The sequence below is a fragment of the Sphingomonas sp. SP4 genome, from assembly GCF_058313375.1.
In genome coordinates this window covers 880,967-900,445 of the sequence record NZ_JBZFLE010000002.1, presented here as the reverse complement: position 1 = coordinate 900,445, position 19,479 = coordinate 880,967, and the positions used below count along the sequence as shown (strand labels likewise).

Annotated in this window: 16 protein-coding genes and 1 tRNA gene; 7 read left to right on the top strand and 10 right to left on the bottom strand. The window is 63.7% G+C overall.

The window, feature by feature from the left end; all coding sequences use genetic code 11:
• Positions 1-28 precede the first annotated feature (28 nt).
• Complete coding sequence (locus AC4GYV_RS13875) at positions 29-499, bottom strand: PilZ domain-containing protein (RefSeq protein ID WP_491101285.1); 471 nt, start codon at positions 497-499, stop codon at positions 29-31.
• 160 nt (positions 500-659) lie between these two features.
• Here AC4GYV_RS13875 and polA point away from each other — a divergent pair, with 160 nt between their 5' ends.
• Both polA and AC4GYV_RS13865 read left to right on the top strand, forming a co-directional pair.
• On the top strand, positions 660-3,485 hold the full coding sequence (gene polA / locus AC4GYV_RS13870; RefSeq protein ID WP_491101284.1) for a DNA polymerase I: 2,826 nt from the start codon (positions 660-662) through the stop codon (positions 3,483-3,485).
• 62 nt (positions 3,486-3,547) lie between these two features.
• The gene (locus AC4GYV_RS13865; RefSeq protein ID WP_491101614.1) at positions 3,548-5,065 is read left to right on the top strand and encodes a lipopolysaccharide biosynthesis protein; all 1,518 of its coding nucleotides are present in this window, start codon (positions 3,548-3,550) and stop codon (positions 5,063-5,065) included.
• Between the two features lie 6 nt (positions 5,066-5,071).
• Here the strand turns inward: AC4GYV_RS13865 and purH are convergent, their stop codons facing one another.
• From purH to AC4GYV_RS13845, 4 genes are read right to left on the bottom strand one after another with little or no spacing between them, the layout of a single operon-like run.
• Entirely contained in the window at positions 5,072-6,664 is a 1,593-nt protein-coding gene (gene purH / locus AC4GYV_RS13860) for a bifunctional phosphoribosylaminoimidazolecarboxamide formyltransferase/IMP cyclohydrolase (protein ID WP_491101283.1), read from the bottom strand.
• A gap of 15 nt (positions 6,665-6,679) precedes the next feature.
• Positions 6,680-8,332, bottom strand: coding sequence for a heparinase II/III family protein (locus AC4GYV_RS13855; protein WP_491101282.1), 1,653 nt, complete (start codon positions 8,330-8,332; stop codon positions 6,680-6,682).
• Positions 8,329-8,991, bottom strand: a complete 663-nt coding sequence (gene rpe / locus AC4GYV_RS13850; RefSeq protein WP_491101281.1) for a ribulose-phosphate 3-epimerase — start codon at positions 8,989-8,991, stop codon at positions 8,329-8,331. Before rpe ends, AC4GYV_RS13855 begins: the two co-directional genes overlap by 4 nt.
• Before the next feature lie 16 nt (positions 8,992-9,007).
• Complete coding sequence (locus AC4GYV_RS13845) at positions 9,008-10,267, bottom strand: RsmB/NOP family class I SAM-dependent RNA methyltransferase (RefSeq protein ID WP_491101280.1); 1,260 nt, start codon at positions 10,265-10,267, stop codon at positions 9,008-9,010.
• A gap of 28 nt (positions 10,268-10,295) precedes the next feature.
• Between AC4GYV_RS13845 and AC4GYV_RS13840 the strand changes: the two genes are divergently transcribed.
• Positions 10,296-10,463, top strand: coding sequence for a DUF1674 domain-containing protein (locus AC4GYV_RS13840; RefSeq protein WP_491101279.1), 168 nt, complete (start codon positions 10,296-10,298; stop codon positions 10,461-10,463).
• Here AC4GYV_RS13840 and AC4GYV_RS13835 read toward each other — a convergent pair.
• Positions 10,460-11,440, bottom strand: coding sequence for an NAD(P)H-dependent glycerol-3-phosphate dehydrogenase (locus tag AC4GYV_RS13835; protein ID WP_491101278.1), 981 nt, complete (start codon positions 11,438-11,440; stop codon positions 10,460-10,462). The genes AC4GYV_RS13840 and AC4GYV_RS13835 overlap by 4 nt on opposite strands.
• Positions 11,437-12,468, bottom strand: a complete 1,032-nt coding sequence (tsaD, locus tag AC4GYV_RS13830) for a tRNA (adenosine(37)-N6)-threonylcarbamoyltransferase complex transferase subunit TsaD (protein ID WP_491101277.1) — start codon at positions 12,466-12,468, stop codon at positions 11,437-11,439. The genes AC4GYV_RS13835 and tsaD overlap by 4 nt, the downstream gene beginning before the upstream one ends.
• A gap of 62 nt (positions 12,469-12,530) precedes the next feature.
• Between tsaD and hemC the strand changes: the two genes are divergently transcribed.
• The 4 genes from hemC to AC4GYV_RS13810 all read left to right on the top strand — a co-directional run bounded on the left by hemC (position 12,531) and on the right by AC4GYV_RS13810 (position 16,179).
• Positions 12,531-13,445 carry a hydroxymethylbilane synthase gene (hemC, locus tag AC4GYV_RS13825; protein WP_491101276.1) on the top strand — a complete coding sequence of 305 codons (915 nt, stop codon included), beginning with the start codon at positions 12,531-12,533 and terminating at the stop codon, positions 13,443-13,445.
• On the top strand, positions 13,442-14,119 hold the full coding sequence (locus AC4GYV_RS13820; protein ID WP_491101275.1) for a uroporphyrinogen-III synthase: 678 nt from the start codon (positions 13,442-13,444) through the stop codon (positions 14,117-14,119). The genes hemC and AC4GYV_RS13820 overlap by 4 nt, the downstream gene beginning before the upstream one ends.
• Complete coding sequence (locus AC4GYV_RS13815) at positions 14,116-14,937, top strand: hypothetical protein (RefSeq protein ID WP_491101274.1); 822 nt, start codon at positions 14,116-14,118, stop codon at positions 14,935-14,937. Before AC4GYV_RS13820 ends, AC4GYV_RS13815 begins: the two co-directional genes overlap by 4 nt.
• A gap of 117 nt (positions 14,938-15,054) precedes the next feature.
• The gene (locus AC4GYV_RS13810) at positions 15,055-16,179 is read left to right on the top strand and encodes a serine hydrolase (protein ID WP_491101273.1); all 1,125 of its coding nucleotides are present in this window, start codon (positions 15,055-15,057) and stop codon (positions 16,177-16,179) included.
• 3 nt (positions 16,180-16,182) lie between these two features.
• Here AC4GYV_RS13810 and AC4GYV_RS13805 read toward each other — a convergent pair whose 3' ends face one another.
• From AC4GYV_RS13805 to AC4GYV_RS13795, 3 genes are all read right to left on the bottom strand, one after another.
• Positions 16,183-17,658 (bottom strand): NAD-dependent succinate-semialdehyde dehydrogenase, encoded by a 1,476-nt coding sequence (locus tag AC4GYV_RS13805; protein WP_491101272.1) that lies wholly within the window; start codon positions 17,656-17,658, stop codon positions 16,183-16,185.
• A 158-nt stretch (positions 17,659-17,816) separates the two neighbouring features.
• A tRNA-Gly gene (locus AC4GYV_RS13800) sits at positions 17,817-17,891 on the bottom strand.
• Complete coding sequence (locus tag AC4GYV_RS13795; RefSeq protein WP_491101271.1) at positions 17,871-19,442, bottom strand: hypothetical protein; 1,572 nt, start codon at positions 19,440-19,442, stop codon at positions 17,871-17,873. The genes AC4GYV_RS13800 and AC4GYV_RS13795 overlap by 21 nt, the downstream gene beginning before the upstream one ends.
• Positions 19,443-19,479: the final 37 nt, after the last annotated feature.

The window sequence follows — 19,479 nt, the reverse complement described above, 5'->3', positions numbered from 1 at the left end:
CGACCAAAAGCCTTTCGGCAATGGAAGTTTAGAAGGTGACCCACATGGTGAGCATCGCAGCCCAAAGGACGGTCGAGACGCCGATGATTACTCGAAGCCTGACCCCGAGCGAGTATCGATCATCTTCAACTTCCACGTCGTCGACGTCATCGATGAATTCGACAGACTCCCGGGCTATCGGCTCCTCGAACGGACTGCGCAACTGCGCGGCGCTGATGGCAGCCTGTGGGATCGGACGATGGAACTCGCAGCCAAAATATTGGCCGCTGTTCCACATGACCGTTGCGACCACATGGCCTGCCTCGGGCAAATCCAGCTGCAGTTGCTCGAATGTCGCCAAGTCCGCCGTCGTTTCGATCAAGATGCCGGTGGCAGAAAGATCATGGATGACGGCGTCGTCACCGGTCTCGGACAATGTCGCGACGAGCTTCAGCCGGCGACGTGGCGCAGTGCGCCGGTTGCGGTTTTGTAGACGTTCGAACCGCGCGAGTGCCTGCATCGAAGACCCTTTCACGTGCCAACGTTAAAGGGTTTGGGTAAATGGAAGGTTGAAAGTCGAACCGTTTCAATGCGGTTTCAGAACTGCCGTCGAGACACCATATAGACGGTGGCCCCGTGCCGCTTTCCCTATCCCGCCACCCTGCTAAACCGCTCCGCTCATGCCAGACGCCGCAACACCCGAAGCTCGCCCGCACCTCTATCTTGTCGACGGGTCCAGCTACATCTTTCGCGCTTACCACCGGCTGCCGCCGCTCACGAACCGGCACGGCCGGCCGGCGGGTGCTGTCTATGGCTATACGACCATGCTGTGGAAGCTGGCTGATGGGCTGAGCAAGGCCGAAGGGCCGACGCACATGGCGGTGATCCTCGACGCGTCAGAGCAGACGCACCGCAACAAGATGTACGACCAGTACAAGGCGCATCGTCCGCCGCCGCCTGAAGACCTAGTTCCCCAGTTTCCGCTCATTCGAGTAGCGACGCGGGCCTTCTCGATCCCCTGCATCGAGGAAGACGGGCTCGAAGCCGACGACATTATCGCCTGCTACGTGACGGCAGCGAAGGCCGCGGGTTGGCGCGTCACGATCGTCAGTTCCGACAAGGATTTGATGCAGCTGATCGACGAGGACGCCGGCATCGACATGCTCGACACGATGAACGACCGGCGCATCGGTCGTGAGCAGGTGCTGGAGAAGTTTGGCGTGCCTCCGGAGAAAGTCGGGGACGTGCTGGCGCTGATGGGCGACAGTGTCGATAATGTGCCCGGCGTCCCAGGGATCGGACCGAAGACGGCGTCGCAGTTGATCCAGACTTACGGCGACCTGGAAACAGTGCTCGCGTCAACGGACGAGATCTCAAAACCCAAGCTCAAGCAGTCACTGATCGAGCACGCGGATGCCGCGCGGCTTTCGCGCGAGCTGGTGCGGCTGGTGTGCGACGCTAACTTGCCAGAGCCGCTCGATGCTTTGGCGATGAAAAACATTCCGCCGGAGCCGCTTAAGGAATTCCTTGAAGATCAAGGATTTAAGTCACTCCTCAACCGATTGCTAAGTGGCGGGACAGGCGCTCAGCAGAAGGGCGCGACCGTCCGGAATGACGTCATGGCGGCGATGGAGCCGGCGCGCTCGACCGCTCCAGAACCGGAGAAGATCGAAGTCGACCGTTCGAAATATGAGACGGTGACGGACGAAGCGTCGCTCGATCGGTGGATCGCCGAGGCGACAGCGCAGGGCTATGTCGCGATCGACACCGAGACCGACTGCATCGACTGCATCATCGCAAAGCTGGCCGGCGTCAGCATGGCCACAGCGCCGAACCGCGCCTGCTACATTCCGGTCGGGCACAGCGGCGGCGACCTGCTGTCTGAGGCGCCCAACCAGCTGCCGCTCGACTTGGTGCTGGGCAAGCTGAAGCCGCTGCTGGAGGACCCATCGGTTCTCAAGATCGGGCACAATCTGAAATACGACTGGGTGATGTTCGACAAGGCGGGCATCAAGGTCGCGCCGATCGACGACACGATGGTGATGAGCTTCGACCTCGATGCGGGGCGGTCGTTCGGGCACGGACTGGAAGAACTCGCCAAACTGCACTTCGAGCACGAGTGCATCCCATTCAAGCAGTTGTGCGGCACGGGCTCGAAGCAGATCACTTTCGATAAGGTGCCGCTCGATGCGGCTACCGAATATGCCGGCGAGGACGCCGACATCGCGCTGCGCTTGTGGCTCAGGCTGAAGCCGCGGCTGGCGGCGGAAGGATCGAGCCGCGTCTATGAGCGCGTCGATCGGCCGCTCGTGCCGGTGCTCGCGCGAATGGAGCAGCGCGGGATCAAGGTTGACCGGGACTATCTGGCGCGACTCTCCAGCGAGTTTGGCCGCGACATTCAGTCGCTGGAAGAGCGGATCTATGAAGCTGCCTGCGGCCCATTCACGATCGGATCGCCGCAGCAATTGGGCCAAGTGCTTTACGAGCGGCTAGGGCTGAAGGGCGGCCGCAAGGGCAAGAGCGGGCAATATTCGACCGACGTGAACGAACTGGAGCGCCTCGCGGCGGAAGGTGTGACTTGCGCGTCGCTAGTGCTCGAATGGCGTCAGCTGACAAAGCTCAAGAATACCTACACCGATGCGCTGCAGGCGCAGATCAATCCGGCGACAGGCCGGGTTCACACCAGCTACTCCATGACGGGTGCCCAGACGGGTCGGCTGTCGTCGAACGACCCGAACCTGCAGAACATCCCGATCCGTACCGAGATCGGCCGCAAGATCCGCGACGCCTTCGTGGCCGATACGGGCTACAAGCTGCTCAGTGCTGACTACAGCCAGATCGAGCTGCGGCTGGCGGCTCACATGGCCGATGTTCCACAGCTGAAAGAAGCATTCCGGAGCGGCGTGGATATTCACAGCCTGACGGCCGAGGAGCTGTTCGGGGAGGTCACTCGTGACACCCGCAACCAGGCGAAGACGATCAACTTCGCGATCCTTTACGGCAGCTCGGCTTGGGGCATTGCCGGTCGCCTTGGCCTGCCGAAAGACGAAGGCAAGGCGATCATCGATCGATACTACGAGCGTTTCCCAGGCATTCGCGCCTTCACGCACGCGACGCTGGCATTCGCTCGCGAGCGCGGCTTCACCCAGACTTTGTTCGGCCGAAAGACCCACTTCGAGCCGAATATCCGCTCGCCTAACCCCTCTATCCGGGCCGGCGCCGAGCGGGCAGCGATCAACGCGCCGATCCAAGGCACGAGTGCCGACCTCATCAAACGAGCCATGGCGCGCATGGACGACGCTCTGTCCGAAGCGGGGCTCGATGATGTGCGGATGCTCCTTCAGGTGCACGACGAACTCGTGTTCGAGGTGCCCGAGGGCCAGGAAGAGCAAGCCGCGGAAGTCATTCGGCGCGTGATGGCAACGGCCGCGGAGCCCGCCGTCAAGCTGGACGTGCCGCTCGACGTCGAAGTCGGCTGGGGCGCGCACTGGGGCGAAGCGCATTGACGGACGCGAAGCCCGGGGGAGCTTTAGCGGACGCAGCGAACAGCGGGGCACCAGACGCCGACATGGCGACGCTGGCCCGTGGCGGCCGGCTGAACATATTCGGCTTCGCCTTGCGACTCGCAGGAATGGTGCCGTTCCTGTTCATCGGCGGCCGTATTTACGGATCCGCCGCGCTCGGCCGGTTTGCATACGCCGTGCTCGTCGTTGAATTTGCGGCGCAGATCGCGGCTCTCGGCTTGCGGCGCGGCCTTGCTCAGCTGCTCGCCGATGCGAAAAAGCCTCAGGCTTGCGTCATTGCCGATGCGCTTCTCGTCGCGGCCCTTGGGGCGGCCCTCGGCATGGCGATCCTGATCGTGTTTCCCAAGGCGATGTATCCGACGACGCCTGTGGGCGGCCTCGATCGGCTTCTTGCGATCACGGTAATTGCCATTGCCTGGACCGATATCGCGCTGGCGGGTTTGGCCTACCACAACGACGTCGCGTCGACGGTCAGGGCGCGCTCCATCGTCCAACCATGGGTCATCAGCATCGCCGCATTCGTGCTGTCGTTCGTTCCGATCATGGTAAGCCGCGGCGACGGTCTGATCATCGCCTACGTCCTGTCGATGGTCGCAGCGCTGATCGTCGCAATGATCCCGCTCTTCCGCCAATACGGACTGCCTCACGGCTGGATGCCTGATCTGAGGCTCTCCTGGCGAACGGCCGTCCACAACGCTCCGCTCGCGGCAGCGGACACGGTAGAATGGGCATCGCGGCGCATCGATCTCGCCGTACTCGGAGCGTTCCTTCCGGCAAGCTTCGTCGGCATTTATTACGCTGCGCAACAGGTCGCGACCCTGCCCGCAAAGCTCAAGACCAGCTTCGAACCGGTTCTCGGCCCGGCGATCGTGCGTCGCCTCGCAGTCGATGACCGCGCGGGAATTGCGAAACAGGTACGCCAAGTCACCTACTGGATCATCGCCGCCCAGGCCGGCATTGCGCTTTCGCTTGGCATCCCCGGCCGCGCAGTCATGGGGTTGGTCGGGTCGGAGTTCACCGGCGGTACCGCAATGGTCGGATTCCTGCTCACGGCGGAGGTCATCGCCGCCACCGCTGTGGTGAGCGAAGCGGCGCTGATCTACATCGCACGATCGCAGAACATGATCATTAGTTTGATCATGCTCGCTCTCGAGGCAGGCCTGGCAGCAGCGCTGATCCTCATCATGAGAGACGAGGGATTCCCTGTCGCTTATCAGGCAACCGGTCCGGCGATCGCTCTGTGTGTCGCGCTTGGCTTCGCCTCGATCGCAAAGTCCTGGCTTCTGAAAAAGAAGCTCGGACAGCCAGTGTCAGGATGGCGCTGGAGCGTCGCTTGGGCCGCAGCGGCCGCCGTCGTGGTCGGCGTGCCAGTGCGCCTGTTCCTGTCGGAGTGGTTGCAACTAATCATCGGCATTCCCGCGATCCTCGGGGCGTTCGGCGTCGTGCTCTGGACGAAGGGCTTCGGGCCCGAAGACCGCGAGTTGTTCCGTATGCGCAAGGCAGACGTCGAGGAACTGCGCGAATCCGAAGCTCGCGACCAGATCGAGGACTCGATCGTCTAGCTCCGCCTAGTGGCGGAAATGCCTCATCCCGGTGAACAGCATGGCGAGGCCCGCCTCGTCCGCTGCCGCGATCACTTCCTCATCCCGAATCGAGCCGCCTGGTTGGATCACTGCGGTTGCGCCAGCCTCGACCGCAGCCAGCAGGCCATCGGCGAAGGGAAAGAAGGCGTCCGATGCTACGGCTGAACCGATGGTGCGCGACTCGTCCCACCCATTGGCTTCTGCAGCTTCCCGAGCCCGGATGGCCGCAATGCGTGCGCTGTCGCGGCGATTCATTTGCCCTGCCCCGATGCCCGCGGTCACTCCGTCCCGGGCGTAAACGATCGCGTTCGACTTCACGTGCTTCGCGACAGTCCAGGCGAACAGGCAATCGGCGATCTCCTGATCGGTCGGCTGGCGCTTGGTGACGCACTTCAGCTGTTCGCGCGTGACAATGCCGTTGTCGCGATCCTGCACGAGGATGCCGCCGGCGATCACCGCAACGGTCTGCCCAGGGCGCGACGGGTCGGGCAGCCCACCTGTCAGCAGCAGACGCAGGTTCTTCTTGCGAGCGAAGATCGCCTTGGCTCCTTCATCCGCATCGGGCGCAACCACGACCTCGGTGAAGATGTCAGTGATTGCTTCCGCGGTTGCCGCATCGAGCGGGCGGTTGGTGGCGACGATTCCACCGAACGCCGACACGCTGTCGCAGGCCAGCGCTTCCTTCCATGCCTCTAGTAGCGTCCCACGCATCGCCACGCCGCACGGATTGGCGTGCTTGACGATGACGACCGTCGGCTCGCCGTCACGGAATTCGCTAACCAGCTCAAGCGCCGCATTGGCGTCGTTGAGGTTGTTGTAGCTGAGTTCCTTGCCCTGCACCTGCTCGGCCTGCGCGACACCTTTCGAGTGCGGCCCGGCTGGCTCGTAGAGTGCCGCATTCTGGTGCGGATTCTCGCCGTAGCGCAGCGGCATCTTCAGCCTCCTCGCCTGCGTTACGGTCGCAGGGAAACGTTCCGGCTGATCGGCGTGAGCGAACCATTGCGAAATCGTCGCATCGTAGGACGCCGTCAGCGCGAATGCCTTCGCGGCGAGCTTCTTGCGAAGGTCGAGCGACGTGCCCCCGCCGAATGAGTCGAGCTCGGCCAGCAGCGCGACATAGTCGGCGGGATCCGTTACGATCGCGACGTGGGCATGGTTCTTGGCGGCCGAGCGCACCATCGATGGGCCGCCGATGTCGATATTCTCGATGATTGTGTCCCGGTCGGCGCCGCTCATCACGGTGTTGAGGAACGGGTAGAGGTTCACCACGACGAGATCGATCGGCGCAATATCGTGCTCGGCCATGGCCGCGGCATGCTCGGGATTGTCGCGAACGCCGAGCAGGCCACCGTGCACCTTCGGGTGAAGCGTCTTCACCCGCCCGTCCATCATTTCGGGAAAGCCCGTAAGATCGCTGATGTCGCGTACGTCGGCGCCCGACTCGCGAAGCTTCGCCGCAGTGCCCCCGGTCGAAACGATCTCGACGCCATGCTTGGCGAGGCCTGCCGCAAGCTCATCGAGGCCGCTCTTGTCGGAAAGGGAGATGAGAGCCCGGCGGACGGGTACGAGGTCGGTCATTGAAATCTTCCCTGATTAGCTAGTGCGGCGGAACTGCCAGCCGATTTCACCGCCGAGCGAGGAGACCTCGCCGACGATCACGAGTTGGGTGGTGCGCTGCGGCTGGCCGTGGCCGTCGATCCAGATGCTTTCCTCAGTGGTCAGCATCCCGCCGCGGCAGCGGAAATTCCAAGGAGGAGCGCCCTTGGAGCGAAGGATTGCGCCCATGCCATCGGCTGTCGCGGTCGCTTCCACACCGGGAGCCAGATGGAAGCGCACCGCATATCCGACGGACTCGCGGATCTTCTTACGGCCCTTGGCAATGAGCTGATCGGCGCCGCGGAGCTCTTTGCCGTCGTTGCCGAGCATGACACTGCGTTTATGGACCAAGCCAAAGGCGCGGACGTAGCCGTCGTGGCTGGCCTCGAGTCGGCTCGCGTCATTGTCTTCGCTGCGGTCGATGGTGACGTCCTCGACGCCTTTGCCGAGCGATCCGTCAGCGAGAATGTTGGTGGAATTGGTGTCGGCCAGGACCAGCGTGCTGTGCGCCGCAGTACTGCGAAGGGCCTCGACCAGCTCGTCTGACATTTCCGTCGGGATTGGCCCGGGCCCACCGCAATTGACCACGAGACGCTGAGGGCCGTCGGCCAGTTCCAGCGCGAGCGTCGATGCACATCCCCGCTCAGCCATCTTCGCCGGGGGAGGCGGGGCAGCGTCGAGCACCAGAATGGTGCCGAGGGCCGACAGCCTTTGGTAACCCCAGCCCCGAGCATTGCGCAGCGGACGTGCACGCAACCCGCAGCCGTCAATCAGCGATGTGAGACGCGCCGCCTCACCGGGATTGCATCCCTGCCAGCTCGACAGTGCGCCGTCGCCCAAAGTGACGCCATGAAGCGCGGCAAGCGCGGCGGCGGACGCCGCTTCGATGCCATCGGGGATCGTCTGCTTAGCGGCGAGATAGCAGGCACGAAGCAAGCCGAGGCGGTCGACCAGCAGCGCCTGCTCGAACGGCGAGCGGCTGATCAGCCCGCCGTCGTCGAACTGCGCCGCGGTCAGCGCGCGAGCGAGGCCTGCTTCGCCGCGCGCGACTCTCGGCACCCCCCCTTGGACCAACAAGCCAGCAGCAATCAGGCCACACCAAGCCGTGATCCGGTCGAGACCGGCTGGCGCCTTTTCAGCATTGGCATCGAGGTGGCGGGCTCCACGGGCCAGCGTGTTGAGGAGGGCGGACCGGTAGCCGCCATCGCCGCTCGAAAGGATGTATGGCGCGTAGGCAGTCCAGAAGAGGATCCGCTCGCCCCAAAGATGCGGCGCCCACGCATCGTCCACCTTGGTGCCATGCGCGATTAGCCAGCGACCGGCGACGGCTTCAGCGAGCCTTGCTCCATTCTCGCGCGAGGCGGCTGCCGCGAGATCGCGCAGCCAGGAGAAGCCCTGCAGCTGTTCGGCCAGCGCGCCGGTCGTCCCAATCGTCGCGAAATCGAAATCGCCCAGTGAAATCGCATCGCTTCCGACCGCGAACCGGCCGGACAGGATCGCGGAGCCACGGGCGCGGTCTCCCTGCACATGATCGCGGGGAACGGCCGCGAGCTTGAGCGGCTGGCGCGAGGTCTTCAGCCGCGACAGCAGCGAGCCTTTGGCAAGCTTGCGGACGACGTCGCTTTCGGCCGCCGAACTGCGAGCCTTCATGCCTTGCCCCTGAGCGCCTCGATGTTGGCAGCATAGGCCGAAGGTCCGCCGCGGAAAGCGGCGGTGCCGGCAACGAGCACATTCGCGCCGGCGCTGATTGCCTCCGGTGCGGTGGTCGCGTCGATACCGCCATCTACCTCAAGGCGGACGTCGAGATTCTCCTTGGCGATGCGGTTCGCGATCGCTTCAATCTTGCGGAGCTGGCTGGAGATGAACTTCTGACCGCCAAAACCCGGGTTCACGCTCATGACCAGGACGAGGTCGATCTCCTCGAGCACATAGTCGAGTGCTTTTGCGGGCGTAGCGGGGTTGAGCGAGACGCCAGCGTGCTTGCCGAGCGCCTTTATCCGCTGAATCGTCCGGTGCAGGTGCGGGCCTGCTTCCGGATGCACGGTGATGATGTCCGCCCCCGCTTCGGCGAAAGCATCGAGGAACGAATCCACCGGCGAGATCATCAAGTGAACGTCGAACGGCTTCTTCGTATGCGGCCGAAGTGCTTTCACTACGCCCGGACCGATCGTGATGTTGGGCACGAAATGGCCATCCATCACGTCGATGTGGATCCAGTCGGCGCCGGCTTCGCCGATCGCGCGCACTTCCTCGCCGAGCTTCGCGAAATCGGCGGACAGGATGGAAGGAGCAATCAGCACGTCGGGCATAGCGCCCGATTAGACGTTAACCGTTGCCGCGGACAAGCCGCGCCATGAAGAAGCCGTCGAGGCCGCCTTGTTCTTCAAGCACGCCCGGCAAAATCCGGACCCATCCTTCGGGCAATGGCGTCACGAAGTCAGGCAGTTCGCCAGGCTTAGCCGGATCAATCGAGAAGGACGGGTTGGAGTTGAGGAAGGCTACGATCACGTCCTCGCCCTCCTGCGGCTCTAGGGAACAGACCGCGTAAACCAATGCACCGCCAGGCTTGAGCCACTGCGCCGCACGCCCGAGCAATTTGACCTGAAGCTCGGCGCTCGAGGCGATGATCGCGGGCCGGGCTCGGTAAAGCACTTCGGGATGCCGCCGGAATGTGCCCGTGGCGGAGCAAGGCGCGTCGAGCAGGATTGCGTCGAATCGCTGGCTCGTCTCCCAGGTGAGAGCATCGGCTACGACCAACTCTGCCTTGAGGTGGGTGCGATCTAGGTTCTCGCGCAGTCGTCCGAGACGACTTTCGGACGCATCCACGCCAGTAACCTCATGGCCGGCCGCGGCGAGCTGCATCGTCTTGCCGCCGGGGGCCGCGCAAAGATCCAACACCTGGTGAGCGTCGCTCGGAATGAGGCGTGCCGGTAGGGACGCGGCGAGGTCCTGAACCCACCAGCGCCCGTCACCGAATCCCGCCAGGTCCGTGACGGACGAGCTTTGCAGCCGCACATGCTCCGCCGCGAGCGAAACACCATCGTGCGCGGCGGCGTAGGCTTGGGCCTCTCCGTCCTCCGCAAACGTGAGATCGAGCGCCGGACGCTTGGCGATCTGGCGCCGAGCTGCCTCGACAGCTGCCTTGCCCCAGACGTCCATCCATCTTTGCTCAACTTGCTCCGGAAGCCTCGGGGCGTTCGAAACGGGCACCCCTCGTCTCAACAGAGTGCCAAGCACACCGTGAACCAGCCGGCGAGGTCCACCGTCGACGAGCGGAAGGGCAGTCGCGACGATGGCGTGATCCGGCGTCCCGAGGCCGATCTTCTGGGCGAGCGCCAGCCGCAATGCCGTCCTCGCCTTCGAATCATCCGGAAGTCGTTGACGCGTGGCACTGTCGATCAGCACGTCAAGATCCGGCAACCGGCGCAGCGTTTCGCCGGCGATGGCAAGCGCGAGTGCCCGGTCGGGCGCAGGCAAGTCCCGCGCGGAAGAGGCAGCGCTATCGAGCGTCTGCCCCTTGCGCAGCACAGCATCGAGCATGCGCAGCGCGGCTTTACGGGCTCCAAGACCCTCAGTGCTTGGCATAAGCGCTCTGCATCCTCATTTTGGCGTCATGAAACGCCCAAAGCATCTCGATCCTCCGAAGCATCTGAGTGCGTCGCCTCCAGTGCCGGAGCCGCAGCCACTCAACGCACCTAGTCCGCCGGAGGGCGAAGAAAAGAGACTCGATCCCACGCGCTACGGCGACTGGGAGAAGAAGGGCATTGCGGTCGATTTCTAGACCGCCTCAGCTTTTGGCGGCCGCGACAGGAGCGCGCCGAGCACCTCATCGACGTTGGCCTCGCCGGCGATTAGCGCGTCCACGGCTTCGACGATCGGCATGTCGATCCCGCGTTCCCTCGCCAAACGAGCAAGCACGGGGGCGGTGAACGCGCCCTCGGCGACCGTCCTCCGGTCGCAGAGCAATTCGGCGGCTGATTGCCCCTGGCCGATCCCCTTGCCGAGCGAATAATTGCGGGAGCTGGTCGAGGAGCAGGTCAGCACCAGGTCGCCGAGGCCCGACAGACCCGCAAGCGTCTCACGCTGCGCACCGAGCGCCAGGCCGAAACGCGTCATCTCGGCGAAACCGCGCGCGATCAGCGCTGCCCGAGCGTTTTGACCTAGCCCTTTTCCTTCCACCACGCCGCACGCGATCGCGAGCACGTTCTTGACCGCACCGCCAATCTCGGCGCCCGCGACATCATCGGAAAGATAGATGCGGAAGGTGGGCTGAGCGATGCGATCGCGAAGCTGTTCCGCCAACGAATGATCCGTCGCGGCTAGCGTCACCGCCGTCGGCAAGCTCTTCGCGACTTCATGCGCGAAGGTGGGCCCGGAGAGCACGGCGACCTGAGCTTTCGGGCATGTCTGACTAGCAACATGATGCAGCAGCTCGCCGCTATTCTCCTCGATGCCCTTCGAACAGAGCACGAGCGGGATCGCGACTTCATCAGCCTGTTGGAGCACCGAGCGCATGTGCTGGGCCGGCGTGACGACGAGCCAAACGTCGCAGCTGCGCAGCTCGCAGAGATCGGATGTGGCCCGAATTGCTGCGCTGAGGGCCACACCGGGCAGGAACACCACATTCTCGTTCCGCTCGTTGATTGACTGAACCACCTCGGGCTCTAACGCCCAAAGGAGCGTTTCCCGCTCACCAGTCGCTGCGACCTGCGCAAGCGCCGTACCCCACGCGCCGCCGCCAATGACTCCGATCTTCATGCCTTCACGCCCGCCCCACGCACCTTCTCAGCGCCCTCGTCCAGCGGCCACCGCGCACGTGCCGGAGCATCGAGGTCATCCGTCATCCCCGCAGCAAAGCGCTCTGCGCCCGCCCAGGCAATCATCGCGGCATTGTCGGTGCACAGCCAGCCCGGCGGTACGCTGAATTGACGGCCTTCGCGCCTGGCGAGATCCGCCAGCGCCTTGCGAATGGCCTGGTTGGCTGCGACGCCGCCGGCGACCACGAGCGCTGGCGCGTCCGTCTTGCCCAGGGCGCGGGCCGTTCGGTCCACAAGGCAGTCCACCACTGCCTGTTGAAAGCTCGCGGCGATGTCCTCGGGCTTGTATTCGCCCGAAGCTACCGCGCGTTGCACGGCGCTCTTCAGTCCCGCGAATGAGAAGTGCGGTTCGCCCGAACCTACGAGCGGCCGCGGCAGCGGCACCGCCTTCGGATTGCCGCTCCTGGCTAGCTCTTCGATTGCGGGGCCGCCCGGATAGGAGAGGCCGAGGAGCTTCGCAGCTTTGTCGAACGCCTCGCCGGCCGCGTCGTCGATTGTCGTCGCCAACCGGCGGTAGTCCCCGATGCCGCGAACTTCGAGCAGCTGGCAGTGACCACCGGACACGAGGAGCAACAGATACGGAAAGCCGAGATCCGAATCGACAAGGCGCGGGCTGAGCGCGTGCCCTTCCAAATGATTGATCGCCACCAACGGCTTGCCGGCAGCGAGCGCCAAGCCCTTTCCGGCGAGGAGCGCCACCATCACGCCGCCGATGAGCCCGGGACCCGCAGTCGCCGCCACCGCATCCACGTCGTGGATCGACAGCTTGGCGTCATTCAATACTTTTGAAATCAGGTCGGGCAGGATCTCGACATGTGCCCTCGCCGCAATCTCGGGGACCACACCACCATAAGGCTGGTGCGCCGCATTCTGGCCCACCACCGCCTGCGCAAGGATGCGCCGATCGGTCGTGACCAGCGCCGCCGCGCTATCGTCGCACGAGGATTCGAGACCGAGGATTATCGACATTTCAATATCATTCCGCGACCGGCCCTTTGCCTGATCATCGGCAGATGCACTAGGGGTGGGGCATGCAAGGGCTTCGTCTTGGGACTCGCGGATCGCCACTGGCGCTGGCGCAGGCGCGCAAAGTAGCGGCGGCAATAGAGACGGCGCAGCGCTGGCCCGACGGATGGGTGCAGATCGTCGAAATCACGACCACGGGCGACAAGGTGCAAGACCGGCCGCTTTCCGAGATTGGCGGCAAGGGGCTGTGGACCAAGGAGCTTGATCGCGCACTAATAGAGGAGGAGGTCGATTTCTGCGTCCATTCCATGAAGGACGTGGAAAGCATTCGGCCGAACGAGATTCACATCGCTGCCGTCCGTCCGCGCGGCGACGTGCGTGACCGGATCGTCGGTGCGGAGTCGATCGAAAAGCTTCCTGAAGGTGCGACGGTCGGCACGTCCTCTCCGCGACGCAAGGCGCAGCTGCTGCGGCTCCGGCCCGACCTCAACATCCTGCCGATCCGCGGCAATGTCGAAACGCGCTTGCGAAAGGTCGAATCCGGCGAGTTCGATGCGACGTTGCTGGCAGCTGCGGGCCTTAAGCGGCTGGAGATCAGTGTCGGTACTGCGATTCCGACGGAGATCATCCTGCCCGCGCCGGGCCAAGCCGTCATCGCAATGGAATGCCGCACCAACGACACCCGGACGCAGAGCGTTCTCAGCACCGTCAACAATCAGATCACCTATGACTGCGTGATGGCCGAACGCGCATTCACCCGCGCTCTCGGCGGAGACTGCGCCTCGCCGGTCGCGGCATTCTGTGTGCTTGAAGATGGCGACCTCCGCATGCGTGCGCAGCTGTTCAGCGAGGACGGCAGCGAGATGATCGAGGATCGCGCCGTGTTCGATTGCGGCGATTCGGAGACGCCTGAAGGCCTTGCGGGAAGGTTGCTTGGCGCGGCGCCGGAATCCATTCGGAGGCTGTTCGCCGCGCGATGACCCGGGTGCTGGTCCTGCGTCCGGAACCGGGCGCGAGCGCAACCGTCCACCGAGCAAAACACCGCGGCCTGGATGCCGTCGCAATTCCACTGTTCGAAGTTGAGCCTGTCGCGTGGGAAGTTCCGGAAGCAGCCGGGTTTGACGGGCTCTTGCTGACCAGCGCCAACGCCGTCCGGCACGGCGGCGAAGGACTAAAGGAGCTGCGCGGCCTGCCGGTCTACGCAGTTGGACCCGCTTCAGCGGATGCGGCGCGAGAGGCCGGGTTCGACGTCGCAAGTGCCGGCGATGCCGGCATCGAGCGTCTACTCGGCTCAATCGAACCCGATCTCAGATTGCTTCATCTCGCGGGTGAGGATCGTCAGAATGTCGATGATGCTCCTCAGGCTCTCCGTTCGGTCACCGTTTATCGCTCACGACCCAAAGCGAGAGTGCCTTTGGAGGGCGTCGAAGGCAGCGTAGCGCTGATTCATTCGCCTCGAGCTGGCAGACGCTTTGCCGAGGTCGCTGAGCAAGCCGGGGTGAACAAGGGTTCGATTGCTGTTGCCGCAATCAGTTCGGAGGCGGCCACGGCTGCCGGTGAGGGCTGGGCCTCGGTCGAATCGGCTGATTCTCCTACCGACGACGCTCTGCTGGCCCTTGCGGAAAGGCTGTGCAACAACGCGCCCCGGCGATGAACGGAACGAGCTATCGGCGCAGCACAGGTTGGGGAGGTAAGCTCCTCGTTGGACTCGTCTTGATTCTGATCGGCGCAGGCGCAGCAACTTGGGGACTTGCGCACTATCGTCCGGCCGCCCGCGTTCTGGGCGTGGCTCCCGCAAGTGATGCGGCGCCAATCACTCCCAAGCCAGTCGCCATTGCGGCTATCCCTCCGGTTCCGGCCACTGCACCCGTTCCCACCAATGCGCAGATTGCCGACCTCCAGGCGCGCGTCGAACGCGTGGAGAATGCAACGCAGCGTGCGGAAGGTTTTGCCGGACGCGCCGATGCGCTTGTTGTCGCCTTTGCGGCAAGACGCGCGATCGATCGAGCCGTCGCGCTAGGCTACCTCGAGCCCTTGCTCGTCGATCGGTTTGGGCAACAGCATCAGCAGGCGGTCGCGACGATCATCACGGGATCGCGCGAGCCGGTGCGGCTCAACGATCTGATCGCGCAATTCGATACTCGGGGTCCCGACCTCCGCCGAGGAGGACCTCAGGACAGTTGGTGGAGCAATTTCCAGCGCGAGCTCGGTAGCCTCATCGAAGTCCATCCGGCGAAACGGCCCGCGATGAACCCTGATGCGCGATACGAACGTGCCCGTCAGCGGCTGGCAGCGGGTGACGTGGATCAGGCGCTCGTCGAAACGATGCGCATGCCAGGCGCATCAAATGCCCAGGATTGGATCGCGAAGGCCCGCCGCTATGTCGCCGTGCACCGCGCGCTCGATGAAATCGAGTCTGCGGCTCTGCTCGGCGCTCCAGCGCCACAACCCGCCGCAGCACCCGCTCGCTAAACGGTTGGCAAGCGACTCGCACAATGCGAGTCTTCGCTCGTGCGCGAACAGCGGGGGTTCAGCCGGTTTGCGCTAAATGCTTGTGAAAACGAGTGAGTTTTGGGGGAGCGTGAAGTCATGATGTCACATCGGAAGCACATTGGGCGGCTTTTGGGGCTCGTGGCCGTGACGCTTGCATCCACTCAGGTGACCGCATCCGCGGCCACGCAGCCAGCTGCTCCGCGGTCGACCTACCGCCCCGCTCCGGTCGTTCAGCCGCCGCGTGCAATTCCGGCGCCTCAGTACATCCGCGACCGCGTGAACGCGCTGGGCAGCAACTTCAATGGCCGTGTCGGCATTGCAGTCCGCTCCGTCGACGACGGCTGGAGCACCGGGTGGAAGGCCGACGAGCTCTACCCGCAACAAAGCGTCAGCAAGCTCTGGGTGTCGATTACCGCGCTCGATGCGGTCGACAAGGGCCGCGTACGGCTCGACGACAAGGTCACGCTAACCCGCGACGATCTCACACTATTCCACCAACCTGTGGCCGCGAAGATCCTCGGTGGCGGCTACACCACGACGCTCGACGATCTCATGTTCAAGGCGATCACCACGAGTGACAACACTTGCAATGACAAGTTGATGCGTTCGGTCGGCGGACCGCAAGCGGTGCGCAACATGATCGGCGCCAAGCACCTCGGCGCGATCCGTTTCTACAATGGCGAGCGAGCGCTGCAGAGCAAGATCGCGGGCCTGATCTGGACTCCCAGCTATTCCATCGGGAACGCCTTCTACCAGGCACGCGACGCACTCCCGCTTCGTGTTCGCCAGGCGGCCTTCAATCGCTACGTGGAAGACCCCTTCGACGGCGCGGCGCCAAGCGCGATCGCTGCGGCGCTTGCTCGCCTGAAGCGCGGCGAGTTGCTGTCGCCTGAATCCACGCGTCGCCTCCTGTGGATCATGGGCAATACGAAGACCGGCGCCAATCGCCTCAAAGGCGGTCTCGAGCCGGGCTGGACGCTGAGTCACAAGACTGGAACCGGGCAGGTGCTCGGTGCCTACCAGGCCGGCTATAACGACATCGGCATCCTAACCGCTCCGGACGGACGCAGCTATTCCGTCGCGGTGATGATCAAGAAGACATCCGTGCCGCTGCCCGTCCGAATGACGCTGATGAATAATGTCGTTCGTGCAGTGATCACTCAGCACCAGATGCTGCGTGGCAGCGCGTACGCCGCTCAGGGACAGTCCGGGCGAAAGTAGCCCCTATTCGGTTCGGGTCGTGCCGCCCTCGCCGACGGGCTTCACGTGCACCGTCTTGATGTTGACGAACTCACGAATGCCGTAAGCAGAGCACTCGCGGCCGTAGCCGGAATGCTTCACACCACCGAACGGCGTGCGCGGATCCGACCGGACGTTCTCATTTACGAAGCTCATGCCGGCTTCGAGCTCCTCGGCGGCAATGCGCCGACCGCGGTCGAGGTTCGACGTCAGCACTCCTGAGCCAAGTCCGAACTCGCTTGCATTGGCGATTCGAATTGCGTCCGCTTCGTCGTTCGCGGCGATGATTGCCGCCACGGGACCGAACACTTCCTCGTCATGCGCAGGCTGCCCGGGCAAGACGTTGGTGAGAACCGTGGGCGGGTACCACGCACCAGGACGGTCAGGCACTTTCCCACCGAGCAATAACCGTGCGCCCTTGCGCACGCTCTCAGTCACTTGGCGATGGATCTCGTCTCGAGCCTCGACGCTTTGCATCGGGCCGAGCTTCGTTCCTTCCTTTGTCGGGTCCCCCATCTCGTAGCCGCGCATGGCGTCGACCATTGCCTTTTCGAACGGTTCGAGGATCGAACGAACGACGATGAAGCGCTTGCCGGCGATGCAGCTCTGGCCGCCATTCACCATGCGCGCGGTCGAAGCTACCTTGGCGGCAGCTGCAACGTCCGCGTCTTCCAAGACCAAATAAGCATCGGCCCCGCCCAGCTCGAGCACGCACTTCTTAAGCACGCCGCCAGCCGCAGTCGCGACGCTTTTGCCTGCACCGACGCTGCCGGTCAGGGTTACGGCAGCGACGTTGTTGTCCTCGATCAACGCCTTCACATCGCCGCTGTGGATCAGCAGCGTGCGGAACAGATCGTGCGGTACGCCAGCCTGGTGCAACACTTCCTCGATCGCGAGCGCGCAGCCGGGAACGTTGCTCGCGTGTTTCAAGAGCATGCCATTCCCCGCCATGAGTGCGGGAGCAGCGGCCCGGAAGACCTGCCAGAAAGGGAAATTCCAAGGCATGACCGCGAGCACCACGCCAATGGGATTGAAGGTTACGAACGCTTCTCCGCCGCCGATGTCGGCTGGTTCATTGGCGAGATAGGCCTCCGCGTGGTCTGCAAACCACTCGCAGTGGAAGGCGCATTTTTCGATCTCCGCACGGCCTTCATCATGGGTCTTGCCCATCTCGGTCGTCATCAGCCAAGCGAATTCGTCTTCCCGTTGGCGGAGAATTTCGGCTGCCTTGCGAATGATCGCCGAACGGTCCGCAAATGATGTCCGGCGCCAGTCTTGCTGCGCCCGGCGCGCCGCGGCGGCGGCTTCATGGGCTTCATCGATCGAATTGCCGGGATAGGTTTGCGCGGGTTCGCCGTTCGCGGGATTGATGGTTTTGAACTCGCGCGCGGGCTGGTCCTGACCTGGCGTCGAATCGCGCTTCAATTCGGCGAGCTCGCCGGATTCACTCGGATCAGTCATCCGTCACTCCTTCGAACCCTCATGCGCCCATAAGGTCCCAATGGCCGTCGGGACTCGAACGGTCGTTGGACACGATGGCGCCATACGCCTTTCTACAAAGCTTGCAGAGCCGACACTTGTTCAATTTGGGGTTGGAAGTCGCAATCGGAAATACCGGCTGGAGCGGGCGAAGGGATTCGAACCCTCGACCCCAACCTTGGCAAGGTTGTGCTCTACCCCTGAGCTACGCCCGCTCGGCCGGAAATGCGCGTGTCTCGCGCTAGACGCGGGCCGCTAACAGGGGCCTCGCGGGTTTGCAAGCCTTCGCGGTACAAGACCCACGCATCGCCCGTCAGGTCCGTCGTACGACTCCATGCGATCGCATGCATCTGGCGCCCACAATAGGTGATTACCGGCTTGGTCGACATCGTGCGCGCCGAAATCAGATATTGGGCGGGGCTGCACGTAGGGGCCTGGGCCAGCGGGTAGCTTGCCCTCTGGGCTGCGGTCATCATCGGCGCGAACAACCGCTCGGTGCCGATCGCGATTTTTGCGCCTTTAGGTGCTTGCTGCGCCATGATGCTCACAGCGCGGTCGGGCTCACCGCGCTTCAGCTCGATGATCTGACCATCACGCCAGATGGCCGTTGCCAGGAACAAGGCGCAGGCAGCGCCGCAGAGGACGCGCTGTGCACCCGGCTTCGTGAAAGCCTGCCCGATCCAGTCAGCGCCAAGCAGGAGGAGGCCGACCGCACTACACAGATAGTAGCGAGAGAACAAAGCGTTGCCAGTGCGCTCGACCAGGATCACCAGCGGCACGCCCAGGATCAGGATGCCGTACAGCCGTGCGCGATGGCCCATCGAGGCGGGCGGCCGGACAATCATCGCGCCGCCGATGCCCAGCAGCGCAACGATGGCGATCCAGCGGATGCTAAACGTCAGGCCTGCCGTCCAGGCCGTCAGGTTCGACAGCGCAATCGTGTAGTCCTCGAAGGTGAAGGGCATGTAGCCGCCCACCTGCAGTCCAGTCGGACTTACGAACGCCATGCCAAGAACGAGCGCCAGGACAGCGGCGCAGGCCGCAATGGCCGGTCCCATGATGCGAAGCGTTTCAGGAATTGCGGCGGCCGAACCGGATGACGAGCGCTTTTCGAGGTAGATCCAAGCGGTCACCAGCGCGACTGGCGCGAGCATCGTTAGATTTGAGAGCATGCCCAGCGTTGCGGCCAAAGCGATCCACCAGGAGGTGGAGCGTTTCACCCCATTCTCCACCGCATCGATGGCGAGCCGAAGCATCGCCAGCACGGCGAGCACCATCAATGCATAGCCGCGCGCTTCGGAGCCGTAGGTTACCATGATCGGTGAGATTGCGAACAACGCGGCCGCGCCAATCGCAGCAACAGCCGAGTGACGAGCGAACAGCAACGCCGCGACCGGAATCGCGAGCGTGCCTGCGAGAATCGCTGGAGCGCGGGTCAGCATCGGCGGGGCATGAACTCCCACCACCTGCATCCACAGCGAGATGAGGTGATGATTGTTGTCGTGATTGATCCGCAGGAACACGCCAAGCGGATCCGCGGCCTTTTGCGCGTAGATCATCGACCAGGCTTCGTCGGTCCAAAGGCCGCCCTGCGCAGCTGCGATCCGAAGTGCCAAGCCTACGAGGGTCAGCACGGCAACAGCCGGCCACCAGCCCATCGTGTTGGTCTTGCCCTCCGCGGTCATGGGGCCGGCGTAGCCCAAAGGCGTTAAGAGGCTATTATCCACATCTGCCTCGCGCTTGTGGCTGAGGCGGCTGCGGCCCATATGCGCGCGAGTATCAGCAATCGGGAGGATTCGGACG

Bases quoted from the DNA above. Each gene is read 5' to 3' on its own strand.
- hemC (WP_491101276.1), top strand. From the start codon at position 12,531: ATGCAAGGGCTTCGTCTTGGGACTCGCGGATCGCCACTGGCGCTGGCG.
- AC4GYV_RS13845 (WP_491101280.1), bottom strand. From the start codon at position 10,267: ATGCCAAGCACTGAGGGTCTTGGAGCCCGTAAAGCCGCGCTGCGCATG.
- AC4GYV_RS13795 (WP_491101271.1), bottom strand. From the start codon at position 19,442: ATGGGCCGCAGCCGCCTCAGCCACAAGCGCGAGGCAGATGTGGATAAT.
- AC4GYV_RS13865 (WP_491101614.1), top strand. From the start codon at position 3,548: ATGGCGACGCTGGCCCGTGGCGGCCGGCTGAACATATTCGGCTTCGCC.
- AC4GYV_RS13840 (WP_491101279.1), top strand. From the start codon at position 10,296: ATGAAACGCCCAAAGCATCTCGATCCTCCGAAGCATCTGAGTGCGTCG.
- purH (WP_491101283.1), bottom strand. From the start codon at position 6,664: ATGACCGACCTCGTACCCGTCCGCCGGGCTCTCATCTCCCTTTCCGAC.
- tsaD (WP_491101277.1), bottom strand. From the start codon at position 12,468: ATGTCGATAATCCTCGGTCTCGAATCCTCGTGCGACGATAGCGCGGCG.
- AC4GYV_RS13875 (WP_491101285.1), bottom strand. From the start codon at position 499: ATGCAGGCACTCGCGCGGTTCGAACGTCTACAAAACCGCAACCGGCGC.
- AC4GYV_RS13855 (WP_491101282.1), bottom strand. From the start codon at position 8,332: ATGAAGGCTCGCAGTTCGGCGGCCGAAAGCGACGTCGTCCGCAAGCTT.
- AC4GYV_RS13815 (WP_491101274.1), top strand. From the start codon at position 14,116: ATGAACGGAACGAGCTATCGGCGCAGCACAGGTTGGGGAGGTAAGCTC.
- AC4GYV_RS13810 (WP_491101273.1), top strand. From the start codon at position 15,055: ATGATGTCACATCGGAAGCACATTGGGCGGCTTTTGGGGCTCGTGGCC.
- AC4GYV_RS13835 (WP_491101278.1), bottom strand. From the start codon at position 11,440: ATGAAGATCGGAGTCATTGGCGGCGGCGCGTGGGGTACGGCGCTTGCG.
- AC4GYV_RS13820 (WP_491101275.1), top strand. From the start codon at position 13,442: ATGACCCGGGTGCTGGTCCTGCGTCCGGAACCGGGCGCGAGCGCAACC.
- AC4GYV_RS13805 (WP_491101272.1), bottom strand. From the start codon at position 17,658: ATGACTGATCCGAGTGAATCCGGCGAGCTCGCCGAATTGAAGCGCGAT.
- polA (WP_491101284.1), top strand. From the start codon at position 660: ATGCCAGACGCCGCAACACCCGAAGCTCGCCCGCACCTCTATCTTGTC.
- rpe (WP_491101281.1), bottom strand. From the start codon at position 8,991: ATGCCCGACGTGCTGATTGCTCCTTCCATCCTGTCCGCCGATTTCGCG.